Origin of the sequence: Kribbella sp. NBC_00482 (assembly GCF_036013725.1) — a bacterium.
GTDB lineage: Bacteria > Actinomycetota > Actinomycetes > Propionibacteriales > Kribbellaceae > Kribbella.
The window spans coordinates 1,970,771-1,992,138 of record NZ_CP107881.1; the positions used below are offsets into that span (position 1 = coordinate 1,970,771).

At 68.0% G+C, this 21,368-nt stretch carries 24 protein-coding genes; 15 read left to right on the top strand and 9 right to left on the bottom strand.

Annotated elements, in window-relative coordinates; genetic code table 11:
• Positions 1-96: 96 nt before the first annotated feature.
• Together OHB24_RS09855 and OHB24_RS09860 are read left to right on the top strand one after the other, a co-directional pair.
• Positions 97-483, top strand: a complete 387-nt coding sequence (locus OHB24_RS09855) for a phage holin family protein (RefSeq protein ID WP_327638654.1) — start codon at positions 97-99, stop codon at positions 481-483.
• Positions 483-905 (top strand): low molecular weight protein-tyrosine-phosphatase, encoded by a 423-nt coding sequence (locus OHB24_RS09860; RefSeq protein ID WP_327638655.1) that lies wholly within the window; start codon positions 483-485, stop codon positions 903-905. The genes OHB24_RS09855 and OHB24_RS09860 overlap by 1 nt, the downstream gene beginning before the upstream one ends.
• Here the strand turns inward: OHB24_RS09860 and OHB24_RS09865 are convergent.
• Both OHB24_RS09865 and OHB24_RS09870 read right to left on the bottom strand, forming a co-directional pair.
• Positions 896-2,107, bottom strand: a complete 1,212-nt coding sequence (locus tag OHB24_RS09865) for a pyrophosphate--fructose-6-phosphate 1-phosphotransferase (RefSeq protein ID WP_327638656.1) — start codon at positions 2,105-2,107, stop codon at positions 896-898. The genes OHB24_RS09860 and OHB24_RS09865 overlap by 10 nt on opposite strands.
• Positions 2,108-2,179: 72 nt before the next feature.
• Positions 2,180-2,647 (bottom strand): Lrp/AsnC family transcriptional regulator, encoded by a 468-nt coding sequence (locus OHB24_RS09870; RefSeq protein ID WP_327638657.1) that lies wholly within the window; start codon positions 2,645-2,647, stop codon positions 2,180-2,182.
• Between the two features lie 63 nt (positions 2,648-2,710).
• Between OHB24_RS09870 and OHB24_RS09875 the strand changes: the two genes are divergently transcribed.
• Complete coding sequence (locus OHB24_RS09875) at positions 2,711-3,607, top strand: DMT family transporter (RefSeq protein ID WP_327638658.1); 897 nt, start codon at positions 2,711-2,713, stop codon at positions 3,605-3,607.
• Positions 3,604-4,578, top strand: coding sequence for a TIGR03560 family F420-dependent LLM class oxidoreductase (locus OHB24_RS09880; protein WP_327638659.1), 975 nt, complete (start codon positions 3,604-3,606; stop codon positions 4,576-4,578). Before OHB24_RS09875 ends, OHB24_RS09880 begins: the two co-directional genes overlap by 4 nt.
• Here the strand turns inward: OHB24_RS09880 and OHB24_RS09885 are convergent.
• Complete coding sequence (locus OHB24_RS09885) at positions 4,561-5,556, bottom strand: acetamidase/formamidase family protein (RefSeq protein ID WP_327638660.1); 996 nt, start codon at positions 5,554-5,556, stop codon at positions 4,561-4,563. The two genes, OHB24_RS09880 and OHB24_RS09885, sit on opposite strands and share 18 nt — an antisense overlap.
• 117 nt (positions 5,557-5,673) lie before the next feature.
• Between OHB24_RS09885 and OHB24_RS09890 the strand changes: the two genes are divergently transcribed.
• From OHB24_RS09890 to OHB24_RS09910, 5 genes are all read left to right on the top strand, one after another.
• On the top strand, positions 5,674-6,366 hold the full coding sequence (locus OHB24_RS09890) for a response regulator transcription factor (RefSeq protein ID WP_130388186.1): 693 nt from the start codon (positions 5,674-5,676) through the stop codon (positions 6,364-6,366).
• A complete protein-coding gene (locus OHB24_RS09895; RefSeq protein WP_327638661.1) occupies positions 6,363-7,961 on the top strand; it encodes a sensor histidine kinase in 1,599 nt (532 codons plus the stop codon). The genes OHB24_RS09890 and OHB24_RS09895 overlap by 4 nt, the downstream gene beginning before the upstream one ends.
• 101 nt (positions 7,962-8,062) lie before the next feature.
• On the top strand, positions 8,063-9,466 hold the full coding sequence (locus OHB24_RS09900) for a S1C family serine protease (RefSeq protein ID WP_327638662.1): 1,404 nt from the start codon (positions 8,063-8,065) through the stop codon (positions 9,464-9,466).
• A 112-nt stretch (positions 9,467-9,578) separates the two neighbouring features.
• Positions 9,579-10,094, top strand: a complete 516-nt coding sequence (locus OHB24_RS09905; protein WP_327638663.1) for a DinB family protein — start codon at positions 9,579-9,581, stop codon at positions 10,092-10,094.
• Between the two features lie 5 nt (positions 10,095-10,099).
• On the top strand, positions 10,100-10,795 hold the full coding sequence (locus tag OHB24_RS09910) for a pirin family protein (protein ID WP_327638664.1): 696 nt from the start codon (positions 10,100-10,102) through the stop codon (positions 10,793-10,795).
• Here OHB24_RS09910 and OHB24_RS09915 read toward each other — a convergent pair.
• Complete coding sequence (locus OHB24_RS09915) at positions 10,792-11,244, bottom strand: hypothetical protein (RefSeq protein WP_327638665.1); 453 nt, start codon at positions 11,242-11,244, stop codon at positions 10,792-10,794. The two genes, OHB24_RS09910 and OHB24_RS09915, sit on opposite strands and share 4 nt — an antisense overlap.
• Positions 11,245-11,574: an L-rhamnose mutarotase gene (locus OHB24_RS09920; protein WP_327638666.1), complete on the bottom strand. Its 330-nt coding sequence runs from the start codon at positions 11,572-11,574 to the stop codon at positions 11,245-11,247.
• Between the two features lie 231 nt (positions 11,575-11,805).
• On the opposite strand from OHB24_RS09920, the gene OHB24_RS09925 reads away from it, so the two are divergent.
• Complete coding sequence (locus OHB24_RS09925; RefSeq protein ID WP_327638667.1) at positions 11,806-13,707, top strand: penicillin-binding transpeptidase domain-containing protein; 1,902 nt, start codon at positions 11,806-11,808, stop codon at positions 13,705-13,707.
• 63 nt (positions 13,708-13,770) lie between these two features.
• Positions 13,771-14,103: a TFIIB-type zinc ribbon-containing protein gene (locus tag OHB24_RS09930; protein ID WP_327638668.1), complete on the top strand. Its 333-nt coding sequence runs from the start codon at positions 13,771-13,773 to the stop codon at positions 14,101-14,103.
• Here OHB24_RS09930 and OHB24_RS09935 read toward each other — a convergent pair.
• Positions 14,100-14,510, bottom strand: a complete 411-nt coding sequence (locus OHB24_RS09935; RefSeq protein ID WP_327638669.1) for a PaaI family thioesterase — start codon at positions 14,508-14,510, stop codon at positions 14,100-14,102. The genes OHB24_RS09930 and OHB24_RS09935 overlap by 4 nt on opposite strands.
• Before the next feature lie 453 nt (positions 14,511-14,963).
• Here OHB24_RS09935 and OHB24_RS09940 point away from each other — a divergent pair, with 453 nt between their 5' ends.
• From OHB24_RS09940 to OHB24_RS09955, 4 genes are all read left to right on the top strand, one after another.
• Positions 14,964-15,986, top strand: a complete 1,023-nt coding sequence (locus OHB24_RS09940; RefSeq protein ID WP_327638670.1) for an ABC transporter ATP-binding protein — start codon at positions 14,964-14,966, stop codon at positions 15,984-15,986.
• Positions 15,983-16,795, top strand: coding sequence for an ABC transporter permease (locus OHB24_RS09945; RefSeq protein WP_327638671.1), 813 nt, complete (start codon positions 15,983-15,985; stop codon positions 16,793-16,795). The genes OHB24_RS09940 and OHB24_RS09945 overlap by 4 nt, the downstream gene beginning before the upstream one ends.
• A gap of 115 nt (positions 16,796-16,910) precedes the next feature.
• On the top strand, positions 16,911-17,732 hold the full coding sequence (locus OHB24_RS09950; RefSeq protein ID WP_327638672.1) for an ABC transporter permease: 822 nt from the start codon (positions 16,911-16,913) through the stop codon (positions 17,730-17,732).
• An 18-nt stretch (positions 17,733-17,750) separates the two neighbouring features.
• A complete protein-coding gene (locus OHB24_RS09955; protein WP_327638673.1) occupies positions 17,751-18,827 on the top strand; it encodes a DNA polymerase IV in 1,077 nt (358 codons plus the stop codon).
• A 404-nt stretch (positions 18,828-19,231) separates the two neighbouring features.
• On the opposite strand, the gene OHB24_RS09960 is transcribed toward OHB24_RS09955, so the two are convergent.
• Genes OHB24_RS09960 through OHB24_RS09970 form a run of 3 tightly spaced genes read right to left on the bottom strand, consistent with a single transcriptional unit; the run spans position 19,232 to position 21,355 of the window.
• Positions 19,232-20,218 carry a phosphotransferase family protein gene (locus OHB24_RS09960; protein ID WP_327638674.1) on the bottom strand — a complete coding sequence of 329 codons (987 nt, stop codon included), beginning with the start codon at positions 20,216-20,218 and terminating at the stop codon, positions 19,232-19,234.
• Positions 20,219-20,485, bottom strand: a complete 267-nt coding sequence (locus OHB24_RS09965; protein WP_327638675.1) for a hypothetical protein — start codon at positions 20,483-20,485, stop codon at positions 20,219-20,221.
• Between the two features lie 27 nt (positions 20,486-20,512).
• A complete protein-coding gene (locus tag OHB24_RS09970) occupies positions 20,513-21,355 on the bottom strand; it encodes an amidohydrolase family protein (protein ID WP_327638676.1) in 843 nt (280 codons plus the stop codon).
• Positions 21,356-21,368 lie beyond the last annotated feature (13 nt).

The following is a 21,368-nucleotide window of genomic DNA, read 5'->3' on the forward strand; positions in this document are numbered from 1 at the left end:
ATCAGATCACTTGGTCATTTTCCCTGTCAAGAGTCAGGGACGGATCAGGGCGCGTACCGAGAGTGGTGTTACCCGTTGGGTGGGAGGATCGACGGCATGAAGAACTTGATCATCAGGCTGCTGGTCAACGCGATCGCGTTGGCGGCGGCGAGCTGGATCGTCTCCGGAATCACCCTGCAGGGCGCGACCACCGGCAAGCGCGTGCTGACGCTGCTGATCGTGGCCGCGATCTTCGGCGTCGTGAACGCGATCGTGAAGCCCGTGGTGAAGGTGCTGTCCTTCCCGCTGCTGATCCTCACCCTGGGTCTGCTGACCTTCGTGATCAACGCGGCGATGCTGCTGCTGACGTCCTGGATCACCGGCAAGCTCGACGTCCAGTTCCACGTCGACGACTTCTGGTCCGCGCTCTTCGGCGCCCTGATCATCAGCGTCGTCGGCATGATCCTCAACGCCGTCCTGCCGGAGAAGGCCGAAGTGCACTAGTGCACGTCGAGATCGTCTGCAGCGGGAACATCTGCCGATCGCCGATGGGCGAGGTGGTGCTGCGTGCCAAGCTCGCCGAGGCCGGCCTCGGCGACGTCGAGGTGACCAGCTCGGGCACCGGCGGCTGGCACGTCGGCGACCGGATGGACCCACGCGCGGCGGCCGCCCTCCGGCGCCGCGGGTACGACGGCAGCACGCATCGGGCCCGTCACTTCCAGCGGACCTGGGACCGGGATCTCATCCTCGCGATGGACTCGGGACACCTGTCGGAGCTGAGCGGTACCGACGCGCAGTTGTTCGCGCGCGACGACGTACCCGATCCGTACTACGGCGAGGACGACGGCTTCGACGACGTCCTCACCCAGATCGAGAAGGCGGCCGACCAGTGGGTCGACCGCCTCCGCGACAAGCCTCAGGCCTGACCGATCTCCGACTTCAGCGTCACGAACCAGTCGGCGGTCGGGTCGAACTCCTTGCCGCCGGCGATCCGCGGGAACTCGATCGCGCGCAGTTCGTCGCCGCGCTCCTCGTCGTGGCCGACGACGCCGGACTCACCGCGCAGCGCCGCGTCGACCGCGTAGTCGGTGCACTCCTTGATCAGCGCGAGGTCGCGGTCGTTGGCCGCGGCGGAGCGGCTGAAGTACCCGCTCTTCTGCACCATCGTCTTCTCCGCGCCGATCCGCTCGGCGAACTGCTTCGCGAACCACGCGCCCGGGTTGATGGTGTCGAGCTTGACGTGCCCGAACGGGTCCCGGCCGACCTCCTCGCCACGGGCCTCCATCTCGGCCACGATCGACGGTACGCCGGCGCCCTCGGACAGGAAGATATTGACGCAGTCCTCCTCGTCCATGACCTTCCGCAGCCGCTCGGCCTCGGCGTCCAGGTCGATCGTTGCCTCTGGCACGTAGACCGCGTGCACCGACCAGCCGGCCTTGTCCAGGCCGATGCCCGGGTTCCACTCCTGCCCGTCGACCCACTGCTGGTAGGCCTCAGCCGTTGCCGCCGTCAACCAGCCGCAGTTCCGCCCCATCACCTCGTGGACGATCAGCATCCGCGGGTTCGAGGTGTGCTCGGCGATGATGTTGCGGGCGAACAGCGCGCCCTGCTCGGCCGCGGTCCACGCGCCCAGGCTCTGCCGGATCGGGATCACATCGTTGTCGATGGTCTTCGGCAGGCCGACCACGGTCAGGTCGTAGTCGTGCTCGTGCAGGTACGCCGCGAGGTCGGCAGCGGTCGTGTTGGTGTCGTCACCGCCGATGGTGTGCAGTACGTCGACACCGTCCGCGACAAGCCGCTCGGCCGCGACCTGGAGGGCGTTCTGCCCGTCCTGGATCAGGCCGCGCTTGACCAGGTCGGCGGTGTTGGTCAGCTTCACCCGGCTGTTACCGATCGGGCTGCCGCCGAACTTGTGCAGCACCGACGCCTTCTCCCGCACGTCCGGCGTCACGGTCAGGAACCGGCCGCTGAGCAGGCCGTGGTACCCGTTCAGGTAGGCGATGATCTCCACGTCGGGCGCCACTTCGGTGTAGCGCTCGATCAGCCCGCCGACGGCGGACGACAGGCAGGGCGCGAGCCCGCCGGCGGTGAGCAGGGCAACTCTGCGGACAGACTTGTCGGCAGCCATGGTCCAGGTCCTTCCGGAGACGAAATCGCCACCAGACTAGTGATGCAGACCACTCTCAGCGGTGGTTGGGGTTCATCCTGCGGACAGCGGCACGCTGCGTGGTGGGACCGGGGTGGAGACGACGAACGAACTGGTGGTCTGCCCGTGCACCAGGAACTTGTCCAGCACGTCCTCCAGCGCGGCGATCTCGGCGACCTGGACGCGCATCAGGAAGCAGTCCTCGCCGGAGATCCGGTGGCACTCGACGACCTCCGGCGTACGGCCGGCCAGCTCGATGATCTTCTGGATCTGGTTGGGACCAGGGCGCAGCCGCACCCAGGCGGCGACCGGACGGCCGAGCGCGGCCGGGTCGATGTCGATGCGGTACCCGCGGATCACGCCGGACTCCTCCAGCCGCGCGACGCGCTCGCGCACCGTCGGCGTCGACACGCCCAGCCGGCGGGCCAGCTCGGTGGTCCGTAACCGGGGATCCGCGCTCAACGCGTCCAGGATTCGGGTATTGAGCTCATCCAGTACAGGACTTCTCGTTTCGGTAAGCAAAACCGCCTCCTAGGCTCCGAACTGCCATGGATCTTCGCAATCCTCGTTCCTACTCTAGTGAGGGTGACAACCCTTACCGAAGCTCCGCCGCGGGCCACGCGTCTCGCGGCCGGCGCCGCCGCCGTCACGGTCGTCCTCTGGGCGTCGTCGTTCGTCGCCATCCGGCATGTCGGCACCGAGGTCTCCGCCGGCGCCCTGTCGCTGGCCCGGCTCGGGCTGGGCAGCATCTTCCTCGGCGCCCGCCTGCTGAAGCGGTCGCAGCCCGCCGTACGTCGTTGGCCGACGCAGCGCGACTGGCTGCCGCTGATCGCATGTGGCGTGCTCTGGTTCGGCGTCTACAACGTGGCGCTCAACGAGGCCGAGCGGCGGCTCGACGCCGGAACGGCCGCCATGCTCGTGCACATCGCCCCGCTGCTGATCGCCGTACTCGCCGGAGTCGGTCTCGGTGAAGGCTTCCCGCGGCAGCTGGTGATCGGCGGCCTGGTCGCGTTCGCCGGCATCGTCGTGATCGGTACGTCGACCTCGAGCGGCCGCGCCGAGACGTGGGGTGTCGTGCTCTGCGTGATCGCCGCGATCTCGTACGCGGTTGGCGTGGTCACCCAGAAGCCACTCCTGAGCCGACTACCTGCCGCTGAAGTCACTTGGCTCGCCTGCACGATCGGAGCGGTCGTCTGCCTGCCGTTCGCGCCCACACTGGTCGACGAGGTCCGCTCCGCCGACGCCTCGACCATCTGGTGGATCGTCTACCTGGCAGCGTTCCCGACCGCGCTCGGCTTCACCACGTGGGCCTTTGCGCTCCGGCGTACGAGTGCTGGACGGATGGGGGTCACGGTGTACGCGGTGCCGGTTGTCGCGATCGTGCTGGCCTGGCTGCTGCTCGGGGAGGCTCCGACTGTGCTGGCGCTGGCCGGTGGCGCTCTGTGCCTGGCCGGGGTCGCTATCTCGAGGAGGACTGCATGAAGTTCGGCGTGTTCGTTCCACAAGGCTGGCGGATGGATCTGGTCGAGTTGGACGACCCGGTCGAGCAGTGGGAGGCCATGACTGCAGTAGCCAAGGCAGCCGACGCAGGTCCGTGGGACTCGATCTGGCTCTTCGACCACTTCCACACCGTCCCGGAGCCCGCCCGCGAGACGGTCTTCGAGATGTGGACGACCACGGCCGCGCTGGCGCGTGACACGTCGAGAGTGAACCTGGGCCAGCTGGTCGGCTGCAACGGGTACCGCAACCCGGCCCTGTTCGCCAAGATGGCCGCCACCGTCGACGTCGCCAGCCACGGCCGCATGTACGCCGGAATCGGTGCCGGCTGGTCGGAGCACGAGTGGAAGGCGTACGGCTATCCGTGGACGAGCCAAAAGGAGCGGATGGGCTCGTTCGTCGAGTCGGTCGAGCTGCTGCACCGGCTGTGGACCGAGGACGACGTGGTGTTCCAGGGCCAGTACCACTCGGTCGACAAGCCGTACGTCGTCCCGCGGCGCAAACCGAAGCTCTGGATCGGTGGCGGGGGTGAACGCGTCACATTGCGACTAGTTGCAAAGTACGGCGACGCCTGCAACTTCGGCACCGGACAGGTCGACGTCATCAAGCAGAAGCTGGCGATCCTCCGCAAGCACTGCGAGGAGGTCGGCCGCGACTACGACGAGATCATCAAGTCGACCAGCCTGAACGTCTTCCCGATCGAAGCCGGTGCAGACCCGGTGGCCGCGACAGCCAAGGCACGTGGACGGTACAGCCTGGAAGAGTTCCTGGAGATCGGCTCCGGCGGGACGTCCCATGTGCTGGCCGAGGTGGTCACGACGAAGCAGCTCAGCGAACACGTGGAGCAGTTGGCAGAGGCAGGCATCGACTACGTGATCTCGTACATCCCAGGCGTTGCCTACGACCACGAGCCGCTACACCGGTACGCGGAGGACGTCCTACCCCAATTCAGCTGAGCGCAGGTGCTGGTGGATGCCGTCGTACGCCGTGACCTGTGGGAGTAGGCGCTTCGGGATCTTGGTGACCACGCTGTAGTTGGCGTCGACCACGTTCGCCAGCGGGACCTCGCTGACCTGGCTGAGCAGCTGGTACGCGTCCAGCTTGTCCAGTCCGTACAGGTCGCCGAGCCAGCGCACCATGTCCACCTGACCGGCCCGCCACGCGTCCTCGAGCGGCCGGCTCGACCCAACCACGGCCAGGTACTCGTCGTTCTCCAACCGCGGCCAGACCGGTCCGGGCGTCTTGAGCAGCTCGACGATCAGTACGACGTTCATCGCACCCTCGACCGCGGTGCCGCAGGACTCGCCCTCGCCCTGCCGGTAGTGGCCGTCGCCGACCGAGAACAAAGCGCCCTCGACGTTGACGTTCAGGTAGCAGGTGGTTCCGGCCCGCATCTCCGGTGTGTCCATGTTGCCGCCGAACGTGTCCGGCACCAGCGCCGAGCGGACCTCACCGCCGGCCGGAGCGACCCCGACCGTGCCGAGCATCGGCTCGAGCGGCAGTGCGATCTCCAACTCACTCCCCTGCGCCTGGAACCCGACCGTCTGGCGAGCGCTGTCCACCTCGTAGATCCAGGTCCGCTCCGGCAACGGGTCCTGCAGCGTCGCGGTCCGGTCGGTGCTGGTCAGGCCACCGAAGAACGGGATGGTCGCCGACGCGCCCCAGCTCCGGGCCGGGGTCAGCTCGACGAAGTGCAGGACCAGCGTGTCGCCCGGCTCGGCGCCCTCGACGTAGAACGGTCCGGTCTGCGGGTTGACGAACGGCATCGTCAGCGAGGCGCTCGCAAGGTCCGCCGTACTACGGAGGCTCCCGGCGAACGCGTCCTCGGTCCACAGGCGGAGGGCGGTACCGGGCTTGACCCGGCGTACCGGAGGCACCCCACCGAAGGTCCAGGCGAAGTCGGCGGGCTCGGGCGTGAATTCGAGGACGTCCACGTCAGGCAACTTAAGGTGTGGACGAGGTGTTGTGCGAGCGATCAGCGGGTTCTCAGGCGATTCTCACAGAAGCGACCTAGTCTCGGTGACGGAACTTCGAGCGGAGCGGGGCAGACGATGCGGGTACTGGTGGTGGACGACGACCGGGCGGTCCGGGACTCGTTGCGCCGTTCGCTGGAGTTCAACGACTTCGAGGTGGTGACCGCGTCCGACGGCGCCGAGGCGCTCGCGGTGATCGGCAACGTCGAGCCGGACGTCGTGGTGATGGACGTGATGATGCCGCGGCTGGACGGGCTGGAGACCACCAAGGCCTTGCGGGCCGCGGGCAACAATGTGCCGATCCTGGTGCTCACCGCGCGGGACGCGGTCGCGGACCGGGTGGACGGCCTGGACGCCGGCGGCGACGACTACCTGACCAAGCCCTTCGCGCTGGAGGAGCTGCTGGCCCGGCTGCGCGCCCTGCTGCGCCGCAGCAGCACCCCCGGCGAGGGCGGCCAGCGCGGCGAGGTGCTGCAGTACGCCGACCTCGTGGTCGACGTCGACGCGCACGAGGTGCACCGCGGCGACGTGGCGATCCAGCTCACCCGGACCGAGTTCTCGCTGCTCGAGCTGCTGATCCGCAACCCGCGCCGGGTGCTGGAGCGCGCGGTCATCCTGGACGCCGTCTGGGGCTACGACTTCCCCACCACCGCGAACTCGCTCGAGGTCTACGTCGGCTATCTGCGCCGCAAGACCGAGGTCAACGGGCTGCCTCGCCTGATCCACACCGTCCGCGGCATCGGGTACGTGCTGAGGGACACTCCGCCGTGAGTGAGCAACACCCCGAGCAGTTCCCCTCGTACGCCGACCGTCCGCAGCAATCGCAGCAGCAGCCGACGCAATCCGAGCGGCCCGTTGCCAGTAGCAACGGCAACCGCGTCGCGGCGACCGCTGCCCGGACCCAGACCTGGTGGAACGAGACGCTCCACAAGCTCACGCTGCATGCCCGCGTGACACTGCTCGCGGCGGTCGCGGTCGGCCTCGCGGTGGCGATCGTGAGCGTCGCGGCGTACATCACCGTGCGCCAGCAGATGTACCAGAACCTGGACAACAGCCTGATCCAGCGGGCCGGGCAGGCCGCGCAGAAGGGCGTCCTGACCAACCTCGACAACCTGCAGAAGGCCTCCGCCGACGCCTTCGGCCTCAGCGACATCCGCGTCGGAGTGCTGAGCGCGACCGGCGACAAGTACGCGCCGGTGAACAGTCCGCTGCCGCCGATGGGTGACGACGAGCTCCAGATCGCCCAGAACCAAGGCGACCAGGCCAGCCTGCGAACCGTCGGCGTACGCAACGGCGGCTCGCATTTCCGCGTGATCGCCGTACCCGCTCGATACTGCCCGGTTCGCGAGCCCTGCAACTACGACGACGATCTGTACCAACCCGGCGCGCTGGTTGTGGCGCAGTCGTTGGGGCCGATCGATCAGACGCTGCACAACCTGGGGATCGTGCTGTGGGCGTTCGGACTGATCGGCGTGATCGGCGCAGCGCTCGCGGGTAACGCCGTCGCGCGGTCCGGTCTGCGACCGCTGGCGCGGCTGACAGGAGCGGCGGAACACGTCGCACGGACCGAGGACCTGAAACCGATCCCGGTGACGGGGACAGACGAGATCTCCCGGCTGGCGATGGCGTTCAACGCGATGCTGGGCGCGCTCGCGCAGTCCCGCGACCGGCAGCGCCGGCTCGTGGGCGACGCGGGTCACGAGCTGCGTACGCCGCTCACCAGCGTCCGCACGAACCTGGACCTGCTCGCCCAGGCCGACAAGCGCGGCGGCCTCCGCTCCGAGGACAGGCAGCAGCTGCTGGACGACGTACGCGCCCAGATGGACGAGCTGACACAGCTGATCGGCGACCTGACCGAACTGGCCCGCGACACCCCGCAGGTGCGGAACGCGGAGCTGATCGAGCTGTCCAACGTGGTCGAGGACGCCGTCATCAAGGTACGGCGACGCGCACCAGGGCTGGCGTGGGACGTCCAACTTGCGCCGTTCCCGGTCTGGGGTGACGAGCGGCTGCTCGGACGTGCCGTCACGAACCTGCTCGACAACGCGGCGAAGTACAGCATTCCTGAAGGTACGGAGCAGCGCAGCGACGGACAGCCGGTCGGACGCGTGACGGTCCGGCTGCTGGACGGCGTACTGACTGTGACCGACTCCGGGCCGGGGATCGCCGAGGCGGACCTGCCCCACGTGTTCGACCGCTTCTACCGCTCCAGTGAGGCCCGTAGCCGTCCTGGATCGGGCCTGGGCCTGGCGATCGTGAAGCACGCAGCGGAGCAGCACGGCGGCATGATCTACGCCCGCAACGTGCCAGGAGCCGGTGCGCAGTTCACCCTCTGGCTGCCACACGCGGCCACCCAGACCCGCTGATCGTTTGCTGATAGGTCCTTCAGAGGATCTTCATGGAGTTCTTCGGTCACTCCGAGGGGATCTTCAGGGGCCTCTCAGGTCCGGCCGACAAAGTACTTGCCATGACCGAGAACCAGCCGCAGCAGCCGCAGAACACCCCCGGCCAGAATGCACAGGGACCGCAGGGGCCGGAGCGGACGCAGCAGCTGCCGATGTACGGGCAGCATCAGCAGCAGCAGCACGCGCCGCAAGGTGGGCAGCCGCGGCTGGACTCGGGGCCGCAAGGGCAGCGGCCGGGACAGTACCCCGCAGGTGGGAGTACTTATCCGCAGTTCGGGGCGCCGGGGACGCATCAGGGGACGTCTCCGGGCCCGAACTGGCCCGTCGGACCGCAGCCGGCCACCGCCACCGCGGTGAAGCCGAAGCGCCGGGGCGGGTTGGCCGCGGTGGCGCTCACCGCGCTGCTGGTCGGCGCCGCGAGCGGTGTCGGCGGCGCGGCCGTCTACTCGGCGACCAACGACCACACCACGAACAGTCCATCGGTCACATCCCCGCTGAACGGCAACCAGGCAGCGCCCGTGTCGGCACCGGACGGCTCGGTGCAGAGCGCCGCCGCGAAGGTGCTCCCGAGCGTGGTGAAGATCGCGGTCGCGACCTCGCAGGGCGAGGCGACCGGATCCGGCATCGTGATCAGCAAGGACGGCCTGATCGTCACCAACAACCACGTGGTCGCCGGCGCCGGGCAGGGCGCGACGATCTCCGTGATGCTGAACGACGGCCGCACTGTATCGGCCACGATCAAGGGCACCGACCCCCTGACGGACCTCGCGGTGATCCACGCCGAGGCGACCGACCTGACCCCGGCGACGCTCGGCCAGAGCGGAAAGCTCGCGGTCGGGCAGGGCGTGGTGGCGATCGGCTCGCCGTTCGGCCTGGAGGCGACCGTGACCAGCGGCATCGTCTCGGCGCTGGACCGCCCGGTGACGTCGGGCGACGAGCAGCAGGACAGTACGACGGTCTTCCCAGCAATCCAGACGGACGCCGCGATCAATCCGGGGAACTCCGGCGGCGCCCTCATCGACCTCGCCGGCCAGGTGGTCGGTATCAACAGCGCGATCAAAACCGCCGGCGGATCGGGACAATCCGAAGGCGGAAACATCGGCCTGGGGTTCGCGATCCCGATCGACCAGGCCAAGCCGATCGTCGACGAGCTGGTGGCCAAGGGCAAGGCCACTCATGCGCGGCTCGGTGTGACGGTCGGCGACGCGCAGTCCTCCGACGGGCTCACGAACGGAGCACGCCTCGGCGAGGTTACGTCCGGCGGTGCGGCGGACAAGGCCGGTCTGCAGTCAGGTGACGTTGTCACCGCTGTGGACGGTAAGGCGATCGCGTCAGGGGACGCGTTGGTCGCCGCGGTCCGTTCGCACCGCCCGGGCGATCAGGTGACGCTCACCGTCACCCGCAACGGCAAGCCCCAGTCCATCAAGGCCACTCTCGGCTCCGACAACGGGAACCCGACCGGCTGACCGGACGTCTCACCATCAGACACCCCCTAGACCGGACTGCGCCGCCCACCGAGCGGCGCAGTCCGTTTTTTAATGCGCTGCGGCGATCGGGTGGATTGGCTACCTTCCCGCCATGACACTTTCGCGGGAGAGGCCGCCCCTGGTTGCGGATGAGCGGACGCAGCTGGTGGGCTGGCTGGACCAGCAGCGGGCGCTGGTGCGGTGGAAGCTGGAAGGACTGGCCGAGGCCGACGAGTACCGCGCCACACTGCCGGACTCCCCGCTGATGACGCCGGCCGGGCTGGTGTCACACATGCGGTGGACCGAGCACTGCTGGTTCAACGTGCTGTTCCTGGGCGAGTCGTACGCGGACAACCCGCAGTTCCAGGAGGAGCCCGACGACGCCGACATGCTGCTGACCGGCGTACCGCTGGCGCAGCTGCTGGACGCGTTCGAGGCGCAGTGCGCGCAGTCGAACGAGATCACCGCCTCGCACTCGCTCGACGACGTCGGGAAGCATCCGGACTTCAAGGCAGCCCAGGCGACGCTGCGGTGGATGCTGATCCACATGGTCGAGGAGACCGCGCGCCACGTCGGGCACCTCGACGCGATGCGTGAGCTGCTCGACGGCCACAAGGGGTATTACTAGACCTTGTGGATATCCATCGGGCGGACGACCGGTTCCGGACCGCGAACGAGTGGCTGGACTCGCGGCAATCGTTCTCGTTCGGGCCGCATTACGACCCGGCGAACGTCGGGTTCGGCTTCCTGCTCGCCCACAACGACGACACAGTTGCCCCCGGCACCGGATTCGACACGCATCCGCACCAGGATCTGGAGATCGTCACCTGGGTACTGCGCGGCGCACTGGCTCACCGTGACTCGCAGGGGAACAGCGGCGAGGTGCACCCGGGACTCGCCCAGCGGATGACAGCAGGCTCCGGCATCCAGCACTCGGAGTGGAACGACGGCCCGGACCCGGTCCACTACGTGCAGATGTGGGTCCGGCCCGATCGCCTCGACCTTCCACCGTCGTACGAACAGACCGAGCTCGACCTCACCACTGGCGAGCTCGTCCCGGTCGCGTCCGGCCTCGCCAAGCACGCTGCGTCGACCGCCATCCGCCTCAACCAGTCCGCCGCCGGTATGTCGGTCGCTCGCCTGGACTCGGGCGGCTCGATCACCCTGCCCGCGGCGGCGTACCTGCATCTCTTCGTCGCGACGGGTACGGCGAACCTCGAAGGCACCGAGCTCGGTACCGCAGACGCCGTACGGCTGACCTCGGCCGACGGGGAACGCATCACCGCAGGCCCGACCGGCGCCGAACTCCTGGTCTGGGAGATGAGCTAGGCCGGCTTGATCCGAAACCCGGTCACGTCCGCCGCCCGCAGCGCGTCCACGACCCGGTCCGATGCCAGGAACGACCAGAACTGCACGCCGTTGCTGAATCGCAGGTCCTTGTCCTGGTCGTCGTCGAGCACCGCGAGGCCGACGAACCCGGGGATGATGACGTCTCCCCGGCGTCCACGGACGTCCACCGGAAACGTCCGGTAGCCGGTCGCGCCGATCGACTCGAGCACGTCGACGAACCGTGGCGACGCGATCTTCGCCGACCCGGTGGTCCACACCAGGTCACCGACCCGGCCACTGTTCGACCGAACGAACCTGGGCACTCCGCCGAGTCGCTCGACGTCCCCGTCGGCGACCAGGTCGTAGGCCTCCAGGCCGAAGCCGTCCGGCTCCTCGAACCTCGCCCAGAGGTTGTCCGGACCCGAGCGAGCCTCCAGCAGGTACGGCATCTACTCGGTCTGTTCGCTCATGGTCCAGACGTGGCGCAGCGACTGGCCGGCCACGCCCTCCGGGTTCTCGGCGAAGCCTTCGACGAACTGGCTCATGTGCTGCTGCCAGCGCTGGTCGGTCGGGTCGTTGCGCAGGTACGCGACGGCGGCCTCGAAGTCGTCGGTCACCACCAGGTGGAAGAGGTCGCGGCCGCTGCGCCAGATCGACCAGTCGCTGATCCCGGCGGTGTGCATGACGGTGATCAGCTCCGGCCAGACGCGAGCGTGCTCGATCTCGTAGGCCTCTTCGGTACCGGGAATCAGGCGGCTGTGCAGTGCAAGGCGGGTCACAAAGGAGCAGAATACGCCGGGTGACGCCACTGTGGAACGCGGTTCCAGAATCCGGGTGGGTCGATTCGCGCAGCATCTCGCTCCCGATTCACGCACCCTCTGACGCCAACTCCCGAGCGGGTACGCGCGTCGTACTTGGGTGGGTTGAGTAGTTTCGCCCTCGTGGTGTCGTGGCCACACGCCGAAGACTGTGCCCCGGTGTCCATCCGTCGTCGTGCGAGAGTTGGGATTGTGAAGCGAACCACTGCGATCGTCTGCCTGAGTAGTCTGCTGATCACCGCTGGTTGTTCGGACAGCAAGTCCGGCGGCGGTGGTAAGTCCGGGAGCGACGAGCAGCAGGCGTCCGGCGCGGTCATCAAGCAGTTCGCCGACGCCTGGGTGAAGGCGTGGGCGCCGAACGGGAAGCCGGACGCCGCCGGGGCGCTCACCGACAACCCGACGGCGTTCGCGAAGCGGCTCGACGACGTCGACAGCGCGCTGGTCGCGAGCACCGTGACGGTCGCCCCGCAGGGCGACCCGAAGTGCACCGACGGAAGCTGCACCCAGGAACTGGCCGTCGAGGCGCAGTTGCGCGGGATCGGCGCGATGAAGTGGACCAGTACGGCGACCGCGGCGAAGACCGGCGACGCCTGGAAGGTCAAAGCCTCGGGCGACACGATCTACCCCGGCCTCGGCGACGCCAACTACCTCAAGCGGGTCCGCGCACTGCCGGCCCGGGCCTCGGTCCTGGACCGCAACGGCGTCGCCCTGACCGCGAACCGGCCGGTCGTGATCGTCGGCGTCGCTGCGGGCACCAAGGCCACGGCAGCGACGTACGCCGCGTTCACGAAGTACCTCGACGTCGACGGCGCGAAGCTCGCCGTACGGGCGAAGGCCGCGCCGGCCGGGCAGTTCGTCGACGCGATCACGATCCGGGCCGAGGAGTGGGAGGTACTCCGGCCGACGATGAGCAAGCTGCCCGGGGTCCTGACCATGGGCGGCACCCAGTCGCTGCCGCCGACCTCGACGTTCGCCCGCTCGCTCCTCGGCACCATGAAGACCGCGACCGACGAGACCCTGAAGAACGCCGGCCCGACCGCGTCGGCGCAGGACCAGGTCGGCACGACCGGCCTGCAGTACGCGTTCCAGCAGCAGCTCGCGGGTACACCGGGCGGCACGGTCGCGCTGCGCGACGGTAAGACCAAGCTGACGATCAAGAATGTGTTCAGCCAGAAGGGCGTCGCCGGGAAGCCGGTGAAGACCACCCTGGACACGAACATGCAGAAGGCCGCCGAGGCCGCGCTGGCGACCAGCAAGCTGCCGGCGTCACTGGTCGCCGTCCAGGCGTCGACCGGACAGATCCTCGCCGCGGCGAACGGTCCGCAGGTGGCCAGCTACAACCGCGCCTTCCAGGGCCGCTACGCGCCGGGCTCGACGTTCAAGATCGTCACCTCGGCGGCGCTCCTGGGCAGCGGGCTGACCGCGGCGACGCCGCTGCCGTGCACGGACACGATCAACGTGTTCGGCAAGACGTTCAAGAACTACGACGCGCTGGCGGCGTACGGCAACGGCACGATGCAGCAGGCGTTCAACCAGTCCTGCAACACCGCGTTCATCTCGCAGCACGCGCGGCTGCCGAAGGACGGCATGACGAAGGCCGCGGCGATGTTCGGGATCGGGCGGGACCTCAACCTGTCGCTCTCGGCGTACGGCGGCCAGGTGCCCGCGCCCAAGGACGACGTCGAAGAGGCCGCGTCGATGATCGGCCAGGGCACGGTCACCGCGAGCCCGCTGGCGATCGCGCTGGTCGCCGCGACGGTCGACCACGGTACGGCGATGAAGCCGGTGCTCGTACCGGGCAAGGACGCCGCCGGCGCGGCGGCCTCCCCGTTGCCCGCGGCAACTGTCGCGGCGCTGCGGACGTTCATGCGCACCACGGTCACCGGCGGTACGGCGAAGGTACTCGCCGGCAACGGCGCGGTCGCTGCCAAGACAGGTACCGCCGAGGTCGTCACGAACGGCAAGGTGACCACCAACGCCTGGATGGCCGGCTACCGCGGTGACGTCGCGTTCGCCGTCATCGTGGAAGGCGGCGAGTCCGGCTCGCACACCGCCGGCCCGATCCTGAAGAGCTTCCTCGGCAGTTTCAAGTGAGGACTTCCTGAGAGTTCGCTGAAAGCGCGCCGTGACGGGGAAATCGTCACTTAGGGTTGCTGGATGGAGAGCTTGGTTTGCCCTAAGTGCCGCGGCGCGATGCGGACGTACGAGCGCAGTGGGATCACCGTCGACCAGTGCGGTGACTGCCGCGGGATCTTCCTCGACCGGGGTGAGCTGGAGCGGCTCGTCGACGCCGAGGCGCGGTTCAACGCCCCGCAGCAGTCGCAGCCATCGCAGCAGCAGCCTCGGTACGAGGAGAAGAAGCGGTACGACGACGACCGCCGGTATGACAACGACCGGCGCGACGACGACCGGCGGTACGACCCGCGGTACGGGAACCAGCACCCGCACAAGAAGAAAAAGAAGTCGTTCCTCGAAGATCTCTTCGACTAACGGGCGACGATCGTGCCCTGAGCGATCGCGCACAGGGTCGACGTACCTGCGTCGTCAAGAGTCGTGAGTTCACAGGTGCAGGTGGCCTGCCGCCTGCTCGAGTAGACAACCTTCGCCTCGGCCCGGAGCATCGCGCCCCGGGCCGGGCGGAGGTAACTGATCGTGAAGCCACCGGTCAGCACCTCCGGGCCGAGCGCCGTACCGCCGGCGAACGTGAGGGCGTTGTCGGCCGCGTAACTGAGCACGCCGCCGTGCAGGAAACCGTTCTGCTGCAGGAGATCCGGCCGGATCTCGATCTCGAGCGTCGCACCGCCGTCCCCGAACGCGACCACCCGAGCCCCGACCAGCACACTGAACGGCTGCGCCGCCAACAGCTCCTGAGCCACCTCTAACGTCAAGTCCGCCACCCGCGGCACGATATGCCACTGCACAGTCATCTCGCAGCAGATGCGCAAGGCGCTCTCTTCTGACTGATGTGGTGTGTAAGCTCGACAGGATGTGTCGGGTAGTCAGGTAGTGCACCTGAGCGTGATTCGCATCCGCGCGTACAGCGTCTCGCGGTGCACTACCTGTCGAGCTGCCCGCCCGCACCCCTCAAAGTCGGTGGACGGCGCTTTCCGGGACGGCCTACCGTGGGCGGTGGCAGCCGCACGTCGGAAGGACCCACAGGGAGCGATGTCGACACGTCGAGATAAGGGTTGATATCAGTTCAACCCCCGCGGTCGGACCGGACCGCGTAGCCGGGATGGACCTCAGCGTCCGCCTGGCCGATCTCACTTGGCGTGAGCGGCCTGCGCTCTGCGCGTTTACGCGTTGACGCTGCCCGGTCCCGACACTTCTCTCGAAAGCGGTGCATCGACGTGACGCCTGTTCACGACCTGCCGCCTGTCATCGCGGCACAAGATCTGACCAAGACCTACACCTTCCACCAGCAGCGCGCCGGACTCGGCGGTGCGCTGAAGGGCCTGGTGAGACGCAAGTACGAGACCCGGCTCGCTGTCGACCGGGTCACCTTCTCCATCGGCCGCGGCGAGGTCGTCGGGCTGCTCGGCCCGAACGGGGCCGGCAAGACGACCACGCTGAAGATGCTGTCCGGCCTGCTCTACACCACCTCCGGCGACCTGCAGGTGCTCGACCACACGCCGTCGGACCGCAAGCACGACTACCTGCGCCGGATCGCGCTCGTCATGGGCCAGAAGACCATGCTGTGGTGGGACGTTCCGGCGATGGAGAGTCTCCTGCTGCACAAGGACATGTACGGCCTGTCCACCGCGGAGTTCGACCGCAACGTCGCCGAACTCGCCGAGCTGCTCGAGGTCGGGCACCTGCTGAACGTGCAGGTCCGCAAGACCTCACTCGGTGAACGCATGAAGCTCGAACTGATGGCCGCACTGGTCCACGGGCCGGAAATCCTGTTCCTGGACGAGCCGACGATCGGTCTGGACGTGGTCGCGAAGGCCCGGGTCCGGTCGTTCCTCGCCGACGTCAACAAGCTTCGCGGTACGACGATCCTGATCACCAGCCACGACATGGACGACATCGAGGCGCTCTGCTCGCGGGTGATGATCATCGACCACGGCCGGCTCCAGTTCGACGGCGGTCTGGACGACCTCGTCCGTACGGCGCAACCACGCAAGCTCGTGCGCGCGACGTACGCGACGCCGGTCGATGCCGACCGGCTGACCGGGCTGGACGGCGTGAGCGCGGTCGAAGTGTCCGGGCCGACGGTGAAGCTCGAGGCGGATCGGGAGCGCGCCGGATTCGTGATGGAGCAGCTGACCCGGCTCGGCCCGCTGGTCGACCTCGACGTCGCGGACGCCGACATCGAGGACATCATGCGCGACCTGTTCCTGCGCCGCAGCACGCTCGGGGACGCGTCATGAGCGCATTCGTCCGCAATCTCCGCGTCGTACGGCGGATGACGGCGGCCGATATCGCGCAGCAGTCCGTGTACCGCGGCGCGTGGATCATCTTCATGCTGGCGAACATCTGCATGCCGATCATCTCGCTGCTGATCTGGCGGACGGCGCTCGCGAGCGGCGCCCACTTGCCGGTCGACGAGCGGTACATCACGACGTACTTCGTGCTGCTCGGAGTCGTCACGATGGCGACGTCGTCCTGGATGGCCGGGTTCCTCGCGCAGGACATCCGGATGGGGAAGCTGTCCAGCTGGATGATCCGGCCGGCGTCGTTGCTGGCCGGGTTCGTCGCGAACAACCTGTCGGAGAAGTTCCTCAAGCTGTTCGCGCTGGTGCCGATGATCGGCATCGTGTGGTGGATCTTCCGCGACTCGATGAACATCCCGGCCGGCCCGGGGCGCTGGGCGCTGTTCGCGGTCAGCATCCTGCTCGGGGCGATGCTGGTGTTCACGATCGACATCCTGATCGCGTCGCTGGCGTTCTGGATGGACGACGTGAGCGCGCTCGTGCAGGCGCGCGTGATCGTCGCGAGTGTGCTGTCCGGTGCCGTCGTACCCCTGGCGCTGATGCCGGAGTGGTCGCGCGGATTCGTCGACCACCAGCCGTTCCGCTACACGGTGTCGTTCCCGGTCGAGATCGTCGCGGGACAACTGACCGGGCCTGAACTCCTTGCAGGGCTGGGATTCCAACTCGGGTACGTCGTGGTGTTCGCGGCGATCGCCCGGCTCGTCTGGTCCGCGGGGATCCGCGCGTACTCGGCGGTGGGCGCATGAGCTGTATTGAATGCGCGCCTCCGGCGCGCGGGTCATGGGGCTGTGACTCCCGGTCTTCCCTCGTCGCTCTGGTCGCTTCGCTCCCGCCGCTCCTCAGTCCAGACCGGGAGGCCCCATGAGCCAGCTCGATCGGACCTGGTGGCACAAGCAGTGGCGGCATGCGCGGTTGTGGCGCCGGTTCTTCGCGCAGGCGGTCGTTCGGGAAACTCATTTCCGTGCGCATTTCCTGACCACACTGCTCGTCGGGCTGGTGCAGCTCGGGCTGGGGATCGTGCCGACGTTGCTGCTGTTCGGGTTCACGGCCGAGCTGCACGGGTGGTCGCGGGCCGAGGTGATCGCGCTGGTCGGCGTGTTCCAGATCGTCACCGGGCTGATGGCGACGTTCGTCGCGCCGAACCTGAACCGGATGACGACGTACCTGACCGAGGGTGAGCTGGACGGCGTCCTGCTGCGGCCGGTGTCGAGCCAGTTCTACCTGACGCTGCGGTGGATCAACGTCGCGGAGCTCACCAACGTCGCGAGCGGTATCGCGGTCCTGGTGATCGGGCTGGTGCAGGCCGATCTCAGCCCCGGAGCGGGACAGATCGTGCAGGCCGTCGTACTCGTCGGCACCGGGCTGGTGCTGCTCACCGCGGTGTGGTCGGCGATGTCGTTCCTGGCGTTCTGGCTGCAGTCGGTCAACCCGATCGGGTTCGTGTTCTTGAACCTGATGGAGGCCGGGCGGTACCCGCTGGTGTTCTTCCCGGTCGCGGTGCGGACGTTCCTGACGTTCGCGTTCCCGGTGGCGTTCGCGACGACGTTCCCGGTGCGGGCGCTGTCGGGCGATCTCGGCTGGGGAACGGTGGCGCTCGGGGTCGGGCTCGCCGTGATCGCGATGCTGCTGGTACGGCTGCTGTGGCGGCGCGGGCTGCTGACGTACTCCAGCGCGTCGAGCTGATGTGGTTACCTGTCAGCTATGAGCTGGTGGCTCCTGCACGTGGACATGGATCAGTTCATCGCGGCCGTCGAGATCCGGCGGCGGCCTGAGCTCCGTGGGCTGCCTGTCGTGGTGGGCGGGTCCGGCGACCCGACCCAACCACGGCAGGTGGTCGCTACCGCGTCGTACGAGGCACGGTCGTTCGGCGTGCATTCCGGGATGCCGGTGCGGGCGGCGTACAAGAAATGCCCGGACGCCGTTTTCCTTCCGTCCGACCCGGCGGCGTACGAAGCGGCGTCGACCGAGGTGATGGACACCCTGCGGTCCTTCCCGGTCGTCGTCGAGGTCTGGGGCTGGGACGAGTGCTTCGTCGGCGCCGAGACCGACGACCCGGAATCGCTGGCTCTCGAGCTGCGGACCGCCGTCGCCGATCGGACCGGGTTGACCTGCGCGGTCGGCATCGGCGACAACAAGACCCGCGCCAAACTCGCGACCGGGTTCGCCAAGGAGAAACGCTCGCACGCCGAACCGTTCGAGGGCGCCGGCCCCGCCACCGGGATTTACCGCCTCACCGCGGCCAACTGGCGCGAGGTGATGGACCACCGCCCCGTCCGGGACCTCTGGGGCATCGGCCCCCGGATGGAACGCAACCTCAGCGAGCTAGGCGTGCAGACGGTCGCCGAGCTCGCCGCCGCCGACCTGGACGTACTCAAGAAACGCTTCGGCCCCAAGATGGGCACCTGGTACGCCGCCCTGGGCCGCGGCCTCGGCGACACCGAGGTCACCGACGTACCCCGCGAACCGGTCTCCCGCAGCCACGAGGAAACCTTCGCCGAAGACCTCGCCGACCGCGCGAGCGTAGAACGCGAACTCCGCCGCATCGCCCTCACCGTCACCCGCGAGGTCGTCGCCGAAGGCCGCACCATCCAACGCGTCTCGGTCAAGGTCCGCTTCATCAACTTCTACACCCCCATCAAGAGCCGCAAACTCAAATCCCCCACCCAAGACCCCGATGTCATAGCCACCACAGCCCTCACCATCCTCGAAAAGTTCGACCTCAACCGCCCCATCCGCCTCCTCGGCGTCCGCCTCGAATTCCTCCCAAGCGACGACTAACCCCGCCGCTGGGCTGATCCGGCGCGCCCCCTTCGACCGAGGTACCGCGGTCACCCACGTTTCCTCGAGTCGTGGATTTCGGCAGCCAAATGCAGCCGCGATCCACGACTCGCCGTTCCAGCGGCCAACCAAACGCCACGACTCGAAGCGATCCCCCGGCAAGGCAGGCGTGCCGCGACAGCCGGGGTGACGGGGGGAGTTGGTGGGGTGTGGGGACAGGCGGTGGTGACTGGGGACAGGAAATGCCAGGTGCCGACCCACCATTGCCTGTTGCACGACCCCGGATCTGGCTGGTCACCACCCACACATCGGACAGGAGAGCCTTATGTAACTGCCGGTGTGAACCAACCGCCTGCGATCTCGGGACTGGAATTCGACATCCCGTCGCCTCCTGCCACACCTGCTCAGCCGAGCTGGGCAAGAACCTTCGCCAGGGCGTCGTAGCTTTCGTGGAGGGCTTTGGGGTTGTTCAGGCGGTGGCGTTCGAGGCGGATTGCGGCTAGGTGGCGGGCCTCGTAGATGTGGGCTCGGTGGGCTGCGGCGGGCGTGAGGTCGAGGGCGCCGTACGACTGCCAGAAGGCTTCGCGTTCGTCGTTCTTGGCCTGCGCCATGCGGATGGTCCAGTCGGCGGCGGGGTCGCCGAACTCGGTTCGGTCGAAGTCGAGCACGCCGGAGATCAACGGCTCGGGGGCGTCGGCGTCGAGGAGGCAGTTGACCGTCCAGAGGTCACCCGTCAGCAGCCGCGGTTCGCGTACTTCGTCGAGTGTCGAGCGTTCCGCTGCAGCCAGCTCGGCGGCTTTCCGTACGTCGGCGCCGTCGAGACCGGCTTGCTCCAGGTCGTCGGCGATCTGCGTGAACGATGCGATCACGGCCTCGCTCCAGGACGCGTACGACGGTCCGCCCGGGCGGCCGAAGTGCGGTCCGCGTACGTCGTGCACGGTCCGGGTGATCGCGCCGAGTTGGCGGAAGAACGTCGTACGGCCGGATCGTGGATAGTGGCCCAGGTGCTCCGGCGCAGGGATGCCGGAGAGGCAGGTCTGGATCATCCAGTCCCGGTCGACGATGTCGTGCGACCAGTCCACGGCCAGTACCTGCGGTATCAAAGGCGCAATCGCCGCCAGCCACGGCTGGCTCGCATACTCGTTCCGCATCAGGTGCAGTTCGGACCCGAACTGCACCTCCTCCCGCGGCGCCGCCCGCAGGATCACCGCGTCGTTCCTCCCGGCCAGCTCCACCCGGTACACGCTGTTGTACCCGCCGAGCCCCAGCTCAACGGCCCTCACCGCCACCACGCCAGAACCGAACGCCCGCCGGCAGATCGCCTCGATCTGCGCGGCGGTCAGGCCCCGCTGAAACGCGTCCGGCTCGCGCTCGATCGCCCGAAGCTCCACCTACCCGCCGATCGCCGACTGCACCGCTGCCAGCAAGCCGGCAAGTGCGGGGGCCTTTGCCCACTCGTCGGCAGTGAAGGTCGAGGTGTACTGCACTCCTACGGCGTCGATCACCATGGTGCGTCTGCCCTTGCGGTCCGGATCGCTGACGGTCAGCTGCATGTGCCGGACGTGGAAGCGCTTGGGATAGTTGCCGAAGATTTCCAGGATCCGGCCGTCGAAGGAATACAGCTGATGGCCCACAACAGCCGTGATCTCGTCGTTCATGAGCAGGACCCTAGGCGCTCCGCCGTGTCAGGTGAGGTTGTAGGTGCGGGTGGCTGTGGTGTTGAAGACGGACTGTTGGTCGGATGTGGAAAGTGTGGAGGTGAGGGTTTCCGCGGTGGTGACGACGTCGGCGTAGGACGCGGCGAGGAGGCAGACCGGCCAGTCCGAGCCGAACATCACCCGGTTCGGGCCGAAGGCTTCCAGGACGGTGTCGGCGTACGGCTGGAGGTCTTTGGGGGTCCAGGTGGTCCAGTCGGCCTCGGTGACCATGCCGGAGAGTTTGCAGGTCACGTTGGCGAGGGCGGCCAGCTCGCGGAGGTGGGTGGCCCACGGGTCCAGCGGCTCGCCGATGACGGGTTTGGAGATGTGGTCGACGACGAACGTGAGCTGCGGGAGCTTGCGGACAGTCTCGATCGCGGCCGGGAGGTGCGGCGTTTTCGTGAGGAGGTCGTACGCGAGGCCGGCGTCCGCGACAGCGGCCAGACCACGTTGCACGTCGGGACGGAGCAGCCAGTCCACATCAGGCTCATCGTGGACCTGGTGGCGGATCGCCTTCAGGTACGCGCCGTCCGGACGGGCTTGGAGCGAGGCCAGCGTGTCAGCGACGTCGGGAGCGGTCAGGTCGACCCAGCCGACCACGCCCGCCACGAGACCGTTGCCAGCGGCAAACTCCAGGAATTCGACGGTTTCCGCAACCAGGCCGACGGTTTGCACGAGCACGGTCGCACTCACGTCGGCGGCCGCGGCGAGCGGCGCGAGGTCGGCGAGCGAGAAGTTACGCCGGATCGGATCGAGCTCCGGTCCGACCATCCACGACTGCTCGCGGACGGTCAGATCCCAGACGTGGTGGTGGGCGTCGACTCTGCTCATGCTGGTGTGGTCC